Origin of the sequence: Nonomuraea sp. NPDC049158 (assembly GCF_040648335.1) — a bacterium.
Classification (GTDB): Bacteria; Actinomycetota; Actinomycetes; order Streptosporangiales; family Streptosporangiaceae; genus Nonomuraea.
Genome location: NZ_JBEZDM010000008.1, coordinates 194,880 through 208,139, shown reverse-complemented (window position 1 = coordinate 208,139; position 13,260 = coordinate 194,880). Strand labels below are relative to the sequence as shown.

Below are 13,260 nucleotides of genomic sequence, written 5' to 3'. Positions count from 1 at the left end.
ACGAGCCGAGTTTCCTGCTCGCTCGATTCCAGAGTGGCGGCCAAGTGTGCCGGCAAGAGGTGATCATGCGGATCTCCCGGTGCTCGGGTTCGTCCGGTTCCCAGAGCGGACGGTGCGCACGAAAGTGGGCCGCGCCAGGCCGGGGGGAGAGACTGGCGCGGCCCATCGCCGGGGGAACCATCCCATGCCCTGGAGGTGGCCGGCGAGATCAGCGGATCTAGTGGCTGAACTGCTCTTCCTCGGTGGAGCCGCGCAGCGCGGTCGTCGAGGAGTCGGGGGCGATGGCGGTGCTGATCAGGTCGAAGTAGCCGGTGCCGACCTCGCGCTGGTGGCGGGTGGCGGTGTAGCCGCGCGACTCGGCCGCGAACTCCGCCTCCTGCAGGTCCACGTACGCCGTCATGCCGTCCGAGGCGTACCCCTGAGCCAGGTTGAACATCGAGTAGTTCAGCGAGTGGAAACCGGCCAGCGTGATGAACTGGAACTTGTACCCCATGTGCCCCAGCTCCCGCTGGAACTTGGCGATCGTGGAGTCGTCCAGGTGCTTCTTCCAGTTGAACGACGGTGAGCAGTTGTAGGCGAGCATCTGGTCGGGGTACTCGGCCTTGATCGCCTCGGCGAACTCGCGGGCCACGTCGAGGTCGGGCGTACCGGTCTCCATCCAGAGCAGGTCGGAGTGCGGTGAGTAGGCCAGGCCGCGCGCGATGCACGCCTGGACGCCGTTGCGGACCCGGTAGAAGCCCTCGGCGGTCCGCTCGCCGGTGGCGAAGGCCTGGTCGCGGGGGTCCACGTCGCTGGTCAGGAGCGTCGCGGCCTGGGCGTCGGTCCGCGCGATGATCAGAGTCGGGACCCCGGCCACGTCGGCGGCCAGGCGGGCGGCGTTCAGCGTCTTGACGTGCTGGCCGGTCGGGATCAGCACCTTGCCGCCCAGGTGGCCGCACTTCTTCTCGGAGGCGAGCTGGTCCTCCCAGTGCACGCCCGCCGCACCCGCGGCGATCATGCCCTTCATGAGTTCGAAGGCGTTGAGCACGCCGCCGAACCCCGCCTCGGCGTCCGCCACGATCGGCGCCAGCCAGTGCGGGGCGTCCTGGAGGCCCTCCGACCAGGTGATCTGGTCGGCCCGCAGCAACGCGTTGTTGATCCGGCGCACGACGGCGGGCACGGAGTTCGCCGGGTACAGGCTCTGGTCGGGGTAGGTCTGGCCGCCCAGGTTCGCGTCGGCCGCGACCTGCCAGCCGGACAGGTAGATGGCCTGCAGCCCGGCCTTCACCTGCTGCACCGCCTGGTTGCCGGTGAGCGCGCCCAGCGCGTGCACGTAGTCCTCGCTCCGCAGCAAGCTCCACAACCGCTCGGCGCCGCGCCGGGCCAGCGTGTGCTCCTCCTGGACGCTCCCGCGTAGCCGGATCACGTCCTCGGCGCTGTAGGTGCGTTCGACGCCCGCCCAGCGAGGGTCGTTGTCCCATTCGTCCTGCAGCTGCTCAGCAGCTCCCTTGAGGCGATCGTTCATTTTTCACTCCTTTGTCGTCCCCTGGGGCCTGTGCCGAGTCTGTGCCCGGGCCGACATGGCTCAATAGCCTCCATCAAGCAGAAGAAGCAGCAAATTTCGCGAAATATGAAGGTTGGTCCGTTGTTAAGCGAGGAATAAACGGCAAGTTTTCCATATGGACTAGACCAATGTGATGGGCTTCCGGGAGTCTGCGGCACTCCCGGCACTCCGACCTCCGATGTCTAGAAAATGGCCGGAATTTCTGTCTAAGATGCTCGCATGGCGTCCTTGCTAGGCGAAGAACCGCTGTCTTTGACGCAGGAGCTTGATCTCATCGCGTTTGGGCAACGCCTTCGTCACCTGCGCAAACAGCGTGGCCTGACCCTCTCCGACCTGGGGACGCGGGTCAGCAGGGCGCCCAGTCAGCTGTCGCTGCTCGAGAACGGCAAGCGCGAACCGAAGCTCACTCTGCTCAAGTCGCTGGCGGCCGCGCTGGGCGTCCCCGTCGAGGAGCTGCTGCGCCGTCAGCCGCCGAACCGCCGCGCCCAGCTCGAGATCGCCCTGGAGGAGGCTCAGCGCGATCCGATCTACGCGAGCCTCGGCTTGCCCCGGCTCAAGGTCTCCGCCCGCGTGCCGAACGACGTGCTCGAACACCTCCTCGGCCTGTACGGAGAGCTGCGCGCCAGGCAGGCGCGAGGCACCGCCACCCCGGAAGAGGCCAGGGCCGCGAATGCCGAGCTGAGACGCCGGCAGCGCGAGGTCGGCAACTACTTCCCCGAGATCGAGAAGGCCGCCGCCGAGGCGCTGAACTCGGTCGGCTACCGCACCGGCGCCCTGTCCCAGAGCACGGTCCAGGGCCTGGTCACCCATTTCGGTTTCACGGTGCACACGGCCCAGGACCTCCCCAGATCCGTACGCTCCATCACCGACCTCCGCAACCGCCGCATCTACGTCAAGCACGAGCAACTCGGCATGCACACCCCTCGGACCATCCTGCTGCAGACCCTCGGCCACCTCGCGCTCGGCCACGGCAAGCCGCGCGACTTCGCCGACTTCCTGCGTCAGCGCACCGAGGCCAACTACTTCGCCGCCGCCGTGCTCGTACCGGAGAAGGCCGCGGCCCTCTACCTTCAGGAGGCCAAGTCGGACCGGGCGCTGTCGGTGGAGGACCTGCGTGATGTGTTCGCGGTGTCCTATGAGATGGCCGCCCACCGCTTCACGAACCTGGCCACCCACCACCTCGATCTGGTCTGCCACTTCGTCCGCAACGACGCGGGCGGCACGATCTACAAGGCGTACGAGAACGACGGGATCGTCTTCCCCGCCGACGAGCAGGGGGCGATCGAGGGGCAGCGGATGTGCCTGCAGTGGTCGGGCCGCCAGGTGTTCTCCTCGCCGGACCGGTTCTCGGTGTTCTACCAGTACTCCGACTCGCCCACCGGCACCTACTTCTGCGTCGCGCACGTGGACCCGTCGCGGGAGCGGGACTTCGCGATCACGCTCGGGGTGCCGTTCAGGGAGTCGCGGTGGTTCCGGGGCAGGGAGACCACCAACCGCACCAAATCCAACTGCCCGACCGGCGACTGCTGCCGCCGCCCGCCCACTGAGCTGGCCGAACGCTGGGAGGGCTACGCCTGGCCGTCGGCCCGCGCCAACTCACACGTCCTGGCCGCCCTCCCGCCGGGGTCGTTCCCGGGAGTGGACGAGGCCGACGTCTACACCTTCCTGGAACGGCACGCCGCCGTGATCTAGGCGAGCCGATAGCCCACGCCGGGGGTGGTGGTGATGACCGGTGGTTCGCCGAGCTTGCGGCGCAGCCGCCCGATGGTCACGGTCACGGTGTTGGTGAACGGGTCGGCGTTCTCGTCCCAGACCCGCTCCAGCAGCTCCTCGGCGCTGAGGAAGCCGGGGCTCGCCCGCAGCAGCGCCTGCAGCAGGGCGAACTCCTTCACCGAAAGGCTCAGCTGCCGCCCGTCGCGTACGGCGGTCCGGTGGATCGGGTCCAGCTCGATCCCGGCGGCGCGCAGGGTCCGCGGGCGCGCGTCCGGCCTGCGGCGGGCCAGCGCCTGGACGCGCAGGACCAGCTCCGGGAAGTGGAACGGCTTGGCGAGGTAGTCGTCCGCGCCGAGGGTCAGACCGCTGACCCGGTCGCCGGGCGCCCCGGCCGCGGTCAGCATCAGCACCATCGGGCGGTCCGGCCGCTCGCAGATCATCTGGCACAGCGTGTCGCCGTGCAGGCCGGGCAGATCGCGGTCCAGGACCACCACGTCGTACTCCGTGAGCTCCAGCTTGGCGGCGGCGCTCAGCCCGTCGTAGGTGATGTCGACCGCCATCCCCTGATCGCGCAGCCCCTCGGCGACGACCTCGGCGAGCGGCCGCGCGTCCTCGACCACCATGATCCTCATGCCGTCGCCCCGGCCGGCAGCGCGATCGAGACCTCAAGGCCGCCCTGCGGCCGGGCGAGCAGGTCGAGCCGGCCGCCGTGCGCCGCCGCGATCGCCGCCACGATGGACAGCCCGAGGCCGGAGCCGTTCTCGGAGCCGGTGCGGTCGGCGCCGAGCCGTTCGAAGGGCCGCGCGAGCCGGTCCACGTCCCGCTGGTCCAGTACGCGTCCGCCGGTCCGCACGACGAGCCGGACCTCGGCGCCCTCCCGGAGGGTCTCGGCGCTGATCCAGCCGCTCTCCTCGTTGTGCGCCACGGCGTTGTCGATCACGTTCTGCACCATCCGGGAGAGCAGCGCGGGATCGCCCCGGGTGCCCGCGGCTCGCAGCCGCGTGGTCACGTCCAGCCCCTTCGCCGCGATCGCGGCGGAATGGTCGGTCAGCGCCCGGGTGACCAGATCGTCCAGGTCGACGACGGCGACCGCGGCCAGGGCGCCGTGCTGGGCCCTGGCCAGCACCAGGAAGCCGTCGAGCAGTTGATCCACCTGGTCCAGCTGGGTACGCAGCCGATCACCCACGACGAGCGTCTGCGTCGGCACGCCGGGCTTGGCGACCGCGACGTCCAGTGACGCCCGCATGGTCGCCAGCGGGGTCCGCAGCTCGTGCGAGGCGTTGGCGACGAACCGGCGCTGGGCGGCGAACGACGCCTCCAGCCGTTCCAGGAGGCCGTCGATGGTGTCGGCGAGGTCCTTCACCTCATCGGCCGGGCCGCTGACGGCCAGCCGCCGGTCCAGGTTGTCGGCGGAGATGCGCCGGGTCGCCGCGGTGATCAGCCGCAGCGGGCGCAGCACCCGGCGGGCCAGCGCCCGGCCGACCAGCAGGGACACGATCGCCATCACCACCAGCGCGAGCAGGGAGCCGACCAGCAGCTGCCGGGACTGGTTCGCCTCCGTGTCGCCCAGTTGCCGCTGCAACTGGAGAATGTGCCGCTGCGCCCCGGTCATGCCGTCGCCGCCCGGCGGGGGCGGTCCCACGGAGGCGACCTCGGTGTCGGACAACACGAAGGTCAGGGCCAGCAGCACGATGCCCGACAGCAGGAAAACCCCGGCGTACAAGATCGTGAACCGGGCCCCCACCGTCCCCTTACGCAGCCTGATCACGCCTCCAGCATGCCCGAACGGACCTAACAACGGTATGACAGGCCCGGTTCGGGCGATGTTAGGCCCGCGCTCATAGAACGAGCGCATGCTGAGCACTCAACTCCTCCACCGGGAATGGACGGCCTTCCGCCGTCCCGGCCGCCTGATCGCCCTGGCGGTGGCGGTCCTCGTCGTGATCGCCCTGGGCCTGGTCTTCAGCTCCACGGTCGACTGCGGCGATCCCTGCCCGGTCGCTCCGACCGCCGCGGACGGCTCGATCGTCAATGACCAGTTCTGGTTCCACCACCGCGACCTCGGCCCGAACGGTGTCATCACCGTGCGGATGACCTCGATGACCGGCACGATCACCTACCCTCCGCCGAACCACGACCAGATCGTCTCCGGCCTGGTGCCGTGGGCGAAGGCCGGGATCATCATCAAGGACGGCGTCCGGCAGGGCTCCTCGTACGCGGCGCTCATGATGACCGGCCACCACGGCGTACGGATGCAGGACGGCTACCGGCACGACATCGCCGGGAGCGCGGGCGGCCTGTCGCCGGGATCCCCGCGCTGGCTGCGGCTGACGCGATCCGGGGACACCATCACCGGTGCGGAGTCCGCCGACGGCCGGAGCTGGCAGACGGTCGGCACGGTACGCCTGGCGGGCCTGCCGGAGACGGTGCGGGCCGGACTGTTCGCCACCTCACCCGGCGACCTCACGTTACGGGAGGTCGGACTCGGCGGTGCCATCGAGGAGGTCCGGTTCACGCAGGCCACCGGGGTCTTCGACCACGTCGACGTGACGGACGCGGCCGGTGACGCGAACCCGGCGGGCGCGGCCGGCGGCAAGTGGCGCAGCGAGTCCGTCGGCGGGATGAACCACACCGACTGGGAGAAGTACCACACCGCCTCCGGCGCGGTCGAGAAGGACGGCGTCATCACCGTGAGCGGGACCGGCGACATCGGCCCGAGCGAGGGCGGCATGACCGTCACGACCACGCTGTTCGGTCTGGTGATCGCACTGATCATCATCCTGGTCGTGGCCGCCCGGTTCGGCGCCCGGTCCGGCACGCCCGCCTCCCGCCCGGTCCTGGCCGCGCGGGCCGTGGTGGCCGGCGGCGCGATCTTCGTGGCCGGGCTCGTCGCCGTCGGCGTGGCGGTGGCACTCGGCTTCGCGATCCTGACCGGTAAGGGCGTCAACTTGCAGCCGATGTCACCGGTGACCGGCGTCCGGGTCGTCTTCGGCCTCGCGGCGGTGCTCGCACTGTGCGGTGTGCTGGCGTACGGGCTCGGGGTCCTGCTGCGGCGCGGCTGGGCGGCGATCCTGCTCGCGCTGGCGCTCGTCGCCGTGCCCTACACGGTGGCCGCGCTCCCGCTGCTGCCCGACGCCGTGTCGCGATGGCTGCTGCGGCTCACCCCGGCGGCGGGCTTCGCCGTCCAGCAGACGGCGGTGGAGTATCCGCAGGTGGTCGCGCACTACGCGCCGTCCGCCGGGCACTATCCGCTGCCTGGCTGGGCCGGTTTCGCCGTGCTGTGCGCGTACACACTGGCGGTGCTGTGGCGGCCCTGCACCGCACCCCGTCCGGCCCGCCCGCGAACTGGCGGTAGCGTCCGGCAACAATAGGGTAGGGGGGTATAGTAACATCCACAGCGGAGCGCGGGAGAGGAGCGGCGAATGGCCGGCTACACCGACAACAAGCAGGACCACCAGCGGCGGTTGCGCCGAGTCGAAGGCCAGGTGCGTGGGCTGCAGCGGATGGTCGAGGACGACAAATACTGCATCGACATCCTCACGCAGGTCTCGGCGGCCACCAGCGCCCTGCAGTCGTTCGCCCTGTCCCTGCTCGAAGAGCACCTGAGTCACTGCGTCGCCGAAGCCACCCTCCAGGGCGGTCCCGAGGCCCAGGCCAAGGTCAAAGAGGCCAGTGACGCCATCGCCCGACTTGTTCGTTCCTGACCCGGAAGGTTGATCGATATGAGCACCGCCACCTACACCGTCAAGGGTATGACCTGCGGCCACTGCGTGAGCTCGGTCAAGGAAGAGGTCGGCGAGGTCGCCGGAGTCACCGCCGTGGAGGTGGACCTGGCCAGCGGACTGCTGACCGTGGACAGCGAGGACCTGATCGACGAGGCGAAGATCGTCGCCGCCGTCAAGGAGGCCGGCTACGAGGTGGCGAACCAGTGACGAAACTCTGCGCCTAGGAGCGGTGATGATCTCCCTCGCCGACGGCAACGCCGTCTAGCTCTCGATCGGCGGCTTGACCCGCGCGTCCTGTGGCCGGCCTCGGGCCGGCCATGGGCACCGGCACCGACGCGGCGCCTACAACGTGGCCGCCCTGCCGCTGGCGGCGCTCGGGCTGCTCAACCCGATGATCGCGGGTGCGGCGATGGCGTTCTCCAGCGTGTTCGTGGTGAGCAACAGCCTGCGCCTGCGCCGCTTCAGGTAACGGGGGCCGTCTTGTCGCGGTGCTCGGCCATGGCGGCGGCTTGGTCGCGGAGGGCGCGGCGGCCTGCGGGGGAGTCGGCGTCCTCGCCCAGGATGATGCGCGCGAGCTGCGGCATCATCGACTGGAACAACGCCAGCCCCGTCAGCAAGAACAACCTGCGCGCCGTCGCCGCGTCCGGCTCCTCGCCCCGGCCCTCGGCGAGCGAGGCCGTCTTGCGCGCGCAGCGCTCGACGCGGGCCTCCTGACCGGGCAGCAGGTCCTGGCCGCGGTAGTTGAGCGCCTCCCACATCAGCAGGCGCACCAGGTCGGGGTGCTCGTGATAGTAGTCGGTCAGCTTGGCCACGTAGTCGGCCGGATCGGCGCCCGGTAGCGCGATCCGCGCGGTCAGGTCGTCGAGCGCCTCGGTGATGACGGCGTCGAACAGCTTCTCCTTGCTGCCGAAATGGCCGTAGATGCGCTCCTTGTTGACGCCCGCGCGCTCGGCGATGCGATCCACGCGGGCGCCCGCGACGCCGTACGCGGCGAACTCCCCCCGCGCGGCCTCCAGCAGGGCGGCTCGGGTGGCGGCGGTCGAGACCTTGGGTGCCATGGTGTCCATCTTGCCATGACCAACTGGTTGGTTGCAATCCAACTGCCTGGTTGACATCCAACTAGTTGGTTGGCTACCGTCCCGGCACATGGCTATCTCCTTTCCTCGTGTGATCCACGGCCGTCGCGCCGCCCGCCCAAGCCCGCGTCCGGCGCCGGCCACTTGCGATCGAGCCGCGCCGACGTCGGTTCCCCGCGACGCTGTGGGTCCCTTTTCGACTGTCGTCGCCCGTGAACGCGTGCGGGCCGAACCCACCCCGGCTGTCGCGCGGTTCGGGCGGACGATGGTGGCCTTTGTGCTCACCGCGATCCTGGTCAGCGGCCAGCTGTACGTCGTGATCCCGCTTCTGCATGACATGGCGGCCGGTTGGGGCGCGTCCACCGGCGCCTTGACCTGGTTGGTCACCGCCTTCGGCGTCGGATACGGCGTTGGCTTCCTGGTGTTCGGTCCGTTGTCCGACCGGTTCGGGCGCAGGCGGCTGCTCCTGCTGGGACTGCCGCTGGCCGCCGTCACCACCGCGCTGGTGGCGTTGAGCCCCTCGCCGGAGGCGGCCTTCGTCCTGCGGGCGCTGCAAGGGGTGGCCGTGGCGATGTTCCCGCCGGCGGGCATGGCGTACCTGGCCGAGCGGGTCGAGCCAAGACGCCGGGTCGTGGCGATCGCCGCGGTGACCGGCGCGTTCCTCGCCTCGGCCGTAGTTCTGCAGGTCGCCGCCCAGCTGCTGGTGAGTGTGCTCGGCTGGCGGGGGCTGTTCGGGCTGTCGGCGGCCGGGTTCGCGCTGGCCGCGCTCGGGCTGCGCGCCGTCATGCTGCCCGACCTGCCGCGCGAGGGGTCGGGGTCGCTGCTGTCGGTGTACCGGTCGGTGCCGGGGCTGCTGTTCGACCGGGTGCTGCTGCTGCGGTACGTCGCGACGATCGTGCTGATGGTCGGGTTCGTGGCCGTCTACACGGGATTGCAGATCTACGGCATGGCGTCGCCGAGCGAACTGCTCCTCCTGCGCGCCGGCGGCCTGCCCTCGATCGTGCTCGTACCGCTGCTCATGCCCTGGCTGGGCCGGATCCCGGCGACCACGCGGGCCGTGTCGCTGCTGTTCGCGGGGGCCGTCGCGCTGGCCGTCATCGGCTGGACGGCCGCCGCCGCGCTCGGGCTGGTGCTCCTGCTCGCCGTCTATGTCGCCTCGATCACCGGTGGCCTGCCGAGCCTCAACGAAGCGGTCTCCGCGCGGGCGGGACGAGCGCGTGGCACGGCGCTGGCGCTGTTCTCCTTCGCCCTGGCCGTCGGTGGCAGCGTCGGCCCGCAGGTGGCCGCCGCGTTCGGCGGGTTCGGGCCGCTCATGTACGGCCTGGCGATCGCGATGGCCTTGGCCGCCGCGGCCGTACTGGCCTCGACCCTGTCCCGCGGCCGCTGACGAGCGGCACTGGCCATGGCGGGCTTCCGGTGACGGGCTACTGGCCGGTAGGGTGTTACCAGTGGTAACGGCCGGCTGGGTGTGGCCGTTCCGTGAGTGTGGTCTTGGGTGTTTGGCGGGATTTTTCAGGGAGTAACAGCATGGGCGGCTTCTGTCCGGAGTTAAGTGATGACGTCGCCGAGGTGCGGGACTGGGTGCATACGTTCGCCCGCGACGTGATCCGCCCAGCAGGCGCGGAGTGGGACGAACGCGAAGAGACCCCCTGGCCCGTCATCCAGGAGGCCGCCAAGATCGGCCTGTACTCGCTCGACTTCTTCGCCACCCAGTGGTTCGAGGAGAGCGGCCTGGCGCTGCCGGTGGCGTTCGAGGAGATCTTCTGGGGCGACGCGGGCATCGGCCTGTCCATCGTCGGCACCGGCCTGGCCGCCGCCGCCCTGTCCGCGAACGGCACGCCGGAGCAGATGGGGGAGTGGCTCCCGCAGATGTTCGGCACGGAGAACGACGTCAAGCTGGGCGCCTTCTGCGCCTCGGAACCGGACGCGGGCTCCGACGTCGGCTCGATCCGTACGCGTGCCGTGTACTCCGGAGGCGACTGGATCCTGAACGGCGTCAAGACCTGGGCCACCAACGGCGGCATCGCGAACGTCCACGTGGTCGTCGCCTCCGTCGAACCGTCGCTGGGCACCCGAGGCCAGGCCACCTTCGTCATCCCACCCGGCACCCCCGGCCTGTCGATGGGGCAGAAGTTCCGCAAACACGGCATCCGCGCCTCCCACACCGCCGAGGTCGTCCTGGACGACGTCCGCGTTCCCGGCTCCTGCCTCCTCGGCGGCAAGGACAAACTCGACGCCCGCCTCGCCCGCGTCCGCAACGGCGGACGCGCCGGCGAGCAGGCGGCGATGCGCACCTTCGAAACCACCCGCCCCTCGGTGGCCGCGATGGCCGTCGGCATCGCCAGGGCCGCCTTCGAGTACGCCAGGGACTACGCGCGGGAACGCGAGCAGTTCGGCCGCAAGATCGGCGAGAACCAGGCGATCGCCTTCCTCCTCGCCGACATGGCGACCCGCGTGGACACGGCCCGCCTGCTCACCTGGCGCGCGGCCTGGATGGCCCGAATGGGCCGGCAGTTCGGGCAGGCGGAGGGCTCGATGTCGAAACTGGTGGCGGGGGAGACGGCGGTGTGGGTGACGGAGCAGGCGATCCAGATCCTGGGCGGGGCGGGGTATACGCGGGAACATCCGGTGGAACGCTTCCACCGGGATGCCAAGATCTACACCATTTTCGAGGGTACGTCGGAGATCCAGCGGTTGATCATCGGCAGGGCGGTTACCGGCCTGCCCGTTCGCTGAGGACTTCGCACGTCAAAGGGGGTGGCGTAACCGCAGAACCGTCAGCGCGGCACGCCGCTCTTCACCGCTCCCTCGCCAGTGCGCGGACCTCAGTTCTGTCCCAGGTCTGTCTCAGGAAGTTCGAGGTACCGGAACTGCCGGTCGATGGCGTCGCGGACGCGGTCGTGCGACGGAGACGGCATGTGAGCATAGACACGGAGAGTAAGAGCCGGGTCTGTGCACGGCCGCGGCTCGTTGACGTCGATGTGCGCGCAGGTACTCCGCAACCCATCGGGACATAGGGATCTTGTGTTCCTTGTCCCCCTTTGACAGGGCGAAGACGAAGGCGCTAGTCAGCTTCTTTAACTGGCGCCGCCTGCTTGGGCGCATCCGAGCCCGCGACGGCAATGTCAGCACCGCGCAGATCGTGTTGGCCGCGCTGCGCACCTACGCCGGCTAGGCGCCGTGCCGCTGGCGGATCCCTGCGCCGAACACGTCAGCGTACTTAAAGGGCATGTCCGGCTGGGGTTCCGCCTGTCACGAGGCGATCAGATAGTGCTCAACCGGGGTGGCGCCGGCCGAGCCGTCCGGGTTGGTGTCACGCCCTCGCGCGTGTACCCGAAGCCGGTAGAAGCCCATCCCCTGTCAGGCGAGGTTCGGCAATTTAGGGAGGTCTCCGTCGAGCCGCAAACGATGAGTGATCCGCTGGTGGATTCGATGGAGACCTCGACGATCTCCTCCCAGCTGTCCAGGTCGAGAGGCGGAGGCCCCTCGGCCAGTTGCACCGTGACGTCAACGGCACCGATGGAGATGCCCGTGAGAATCGTCGCGCCATCCGGCTCATCCGCCACTGCGATCAAGCCGTTGTCCCAACGCTCCGGCAACTGCGGACCCAGCTCGTTCGCATCTCGGATCTGCACCTGGTGGTAGGACAGCCAGACGTTCGCCCGATAGGACGACGGTGCGGTGCCGGTCATGGGGAGAAGACCTTTCCGGAGTTAGGAATTCATGTCGGGGAGGACGTAAAACGGGTCCTTGTCCAGCAGGCGTTGGTTGTTAGCGAAGCTGCCGAACTTACCGCCAGCGCTGCTGTTCTGGGTCTCACTCACCCATTCGACGGAGAAGTCGGCGGGGTAGTCGCCGCCGCTGGTGTACGCGCCCTCATAGGTGTGTGCCATCGGATACTCGTCACAGTTTGCCCCGGGCGGGAGTGAACCGGTGAGGAAGCTGCACGCATCGGCGCGATGCTGGGCGGCTGGCGTCTGCATGGAGATCCCCCAGGAAAAGGCGTTCTTCGCCCGGCTGTTCGGTCCTCGAACGGGGAAGACCAAGGTCGTCAGTCGCATCATCGAGGGGTGCTACCGACAGGGTCATAGGGTGCTGTTCGTCGCCCCCACGAATGTCGCCGTCGACCAGGCATTGGAGCGGATTTGCGAGCTGCTGTCGGCAGAAGCGGGCTTTGGCGACGGATTGGTGCAGCGAGCCGGGGACCTGGCAGTCAAATCGCTGGCGGAAAAGTTCGGCGACGCCGTGATGCCCAAGCGGATCGCTGAACGCCTATCGGCCGCGCTGTACCGCCAGCGAGAGGAGATCGCTGAACGCCTGGCTCAGATCCAAGCAGCGGTGGATCTCCACGAGCGAGCGACGGTACTCGCCCAGGAGCGCAACCGCCTTCAGAGCGTAATCGCGAACAGCGGCCAGGAGTCCGAGCGACTGGCTGGAGGTCTCCGGACAATTCACGCTCAGATAGAGAAGGATCAGCGTGACGCCGATGAGATCGGAATTCCTGCCGGAATCTTCGCGCACCGTAAACAGCTTCGCCTTGATGAGCTGCGCAGGAAGATCGCGAATGACCAGGCCGTAGAGGCGCAGCTGCGTCAACGCCTCCAAGCCAGCGGTCGCGACGAGAAGGTTGCGGCCAAAGAGCTGGCCGTGGTCGAACCAGCGCTCCGGGAGGCGCAACACCAGCTGAACGGGCTGCCTCCGCTAGAGGTCCTCAGAGGGGCCGCGACGCAACTGGCGGAGAAGCAGAAAGGGATCGATGAGCAACTGTCGAAGATCGGCGATGCTGTTCGTAGTCGCTGTCGGGTCCTGGGAACGACGGTGGCCAAGGCCGTTCAGTCACGCAAACTCCTCGATACCGTTGATGTGGTCGTCATCGACGAGGCGGGCATGGTCGACCTGCCCTCGGCTTGGTACATCGCCGGACTCGCCGGGCGGCGGGTCGTGGTCGCAGGTGACTTCCGACAGCTTCCGGCGGTGACGAAGGGGTCGGGAGATCGCCGTGCCAGTCCGCAGGACCAAGCGCACTCCCGCGAATGGATGGACCGCGACGTCTTTCACGCCGCTGGATTGGTCGACGCGTCCGGTTCGGTCCGTAGAGACGATCGGCTCGTCGCGCTCGTGGAGCAGTACCGCATGCGCCCAGCCATCTGCGCGGTGGTCAACACCGTTGCCTATCCTGACGCCCCCTGATCACTGGTCGCGA

14 protein-coding genes are annotated in these 13,260 nt (G+C 69.1%); 8 read left to right on the top strand and 6 right to left on the bottom strand.

Annotated elements, in window-relative coordinates; all coding sequences use genetic code 11:
* Positions 1-217: 217 nt before the first annotated feature.
* Positions 218-1,504 (bottom strand): isocitrate lyase, encoded by a 1,287-nt coding sequence (gene aceA, locus AB0B61_RS19915; protein ID WP_358433569.1) that lies wholly within the window; start codon positions 1,502-1,504, stop codon positions 218-220.
* A gap of 291 nt (positions 1,505-1,795) precedes the next feature.
* On the opposite strand from aceA, the gene AB0B61_RS19910 reads away from it, so the two are divergent.
* Positions 1,796-3,235 (top strand): helix-turn-helix domain-containing protein, encoded by a 1,440-nt coding sequence (locus AB0B61_RS19910; protein ID WP_358433899.1) that lies wholly within the window; start codon positions 1,796-1,798, stop codon positions 3,233-3,235.
* Here the strand turns inward: AB0B61_RS19910 and AB0B61_RS19905 are convergent.
* On the bottom strand, positions 3,232-3,888 hold the full coding sequence (locus AB0B61_RS19905) for a response regulator transcription factor (protein WP_358433566.1): 657 nt from the start codon (positions 3,886-3,888) through the stop codon (positions 3,232-3,234). The two genes, AB0B61_RS19910 and AB0B61_RS19905, sit on opposite strands and share 4 nt — an antisense overlap.
* Positions 3,885-5,024 carry a HAMP domain-containing sensor histidine kinase gene (locus AB0B61_RS19900; protein ID WP_358433563.1) on the bottom strand — a complete coding sequence of 380 codons (1,140 nt, stop codon included), beginning with the start codon at positions 5,022-5,024 and terminating at the stop codon, positions 3,885-3,887. The genes AB0B61_RS19905 and AB0B61_RS19900 overlap by 4 nt, the downstream gene beginning before the upstream one ends.
* An 85-nt stretch (positions 5,025-5,109) precedes the next feature.
* Between AB0B61_RS19900 and AB0B61_RS19895 the strand changes: the two genes are divergently transcribed.
* The 4 genes from AB0B61_RS19895 (at position 5,110) to AB0B61_RS19880 (ending at position 7,450) form a co-directional block, all read left to right on the top strand.
* Positions 5,110-6,627: a hypothetical protein gene (locus tag AB0B61_RS19895; protein WP_358433560.1), complete on the top strand. Its 1,518-nt coding sequence runs from the start codon at positions 5,110-5,112 to the stop codon at positions 6,625-6,627.
* A gap of 51 nt (positions 6,628-6,678) precedes the next feature.
* Positions 6,679-6,960, top strand: coding sequence for a metal-sensitive transcriptional regulator (locus AB0B61_RS19890; RefSeq protein ID WP_357957372.1), 282 nt, complete (start codon positions 6,679-6,681; stop codon positions 6,958-6,960).
* 18 nt (positions 6,961-6,978) lie between these two features.
* A complete protein-coding gene (locus tag AB0B61_RS19885; protein ID WP_358433558.1) occupies positions 6,979-7,188 on the top strand; it encodes a cation transporter in 210 nt (69 codons plus the stop codon).
* A gap of 73 nt (positions 7,189-7,261) precedes the next feature.
* The gene (locus AB0B61_RS19880) at positions 7,262-7,450 is read left to right on the top strand and encodes a hypothetical protein (protein WP_358433914.1); all 189 of its coding nucleotides are present in this window, start codon (positions 7,262-7,264) and stop codon (positions 7,448-7,450) included.
* Here the strand turns inward: AB0B61_RS19880 and AB0B61_RS19875 are convergent.
* Entirely contained in the window at positions 7,443-8,039 is a 597-nt protein-coding gene (locus tag AB0B61_RS19875) for a TetR family transcriptional regulator (RefSeq protein ID WP_358433555.1), read from the bottom strand. The two genes, AB0B61_RS19880 and AB0B61_RS19875, sit on opposite strands and share 8 nt — an antisense overlap.
* 295 nt (positions 8,040-8,334) lie before the next feature.
* Here AB0B61_RS19875 and AB0B61_RS19870 point away from each other — a divergent pair, with 295 nt between their 5' ends.
* Together AB0B61_RS19870 and AB0B61_RS19865 are read left to right on the top strand one after the other, a co-directional pair.
* On the top strand, positions 8,335-9,444 hold the full coding sequence (locus AB0B61_RS19870; RefSeq protein WP_358433552.1) for an MFS transporter: 1,110 nt from the start codon (positions 8,335-8,337) through the stop codon (positions 9,442-9,444).
* A gap of 140 nt (positions 9,445-9,584) precedes the next feature.
* The gene (locus tag AB0B61_RS19865; protein WP_358433549.1) at positions 9,585-10,793 is read left to right on the top strand and encodes an acyl-CoA dehydrogenase family protein; all 1,209 of its coding nucleotides are present in this window, start codon (positions 9,585-9,587) and stop codon (positions 10,791-10,793) included.
* Between the two features lie 527 nt (positions 10,794-11,320).
* Here the strand turns inward: AB0B61_RS19865 and AB0B61_RS19860 are convergent.
* A complete protein-coding gene (locus AB0B61_RS19860; RefSeq protein ID WP_358433546.1) occupies positions 11,321-11,749 on the bottom strand; it encodes a hypothetical protein in 429 nt (142 codons plus the stop codon).
* Between the two features lie 21 nt (positions 11,750-11,770).
* Positions 11,771-12,040: a hypothetical protein gene (locus AB0B61_RS19855; RefSeq protein WP_358433543.1), complete on the bottom strand. Its 270-nt coding sequence runs from the start codon at positions 12,038-12,040 to the stop codon at positions 11,771-11,773.
* On the opposite strand from AB0B61_RS19855, the gene AB0B61_RS19850 reads away from it, so the two are divergent.
* Positions 12,039-13,247, top strand: coding sequence for an AAA domain-containing protein (locus tag AB0B61_RS19850; RefSeq protein ID WP_358433540.1), 1,209 nt, complete (start codon positions 12,039-12,041; stop codon positions 13,245-13,247). The genes AB0B61_RS19855 and AB0B61_RS19850 overlap by 2 nt on opposite strands.
* Positions 13,248-13,260: the final 13 nt, after the last annotated feature.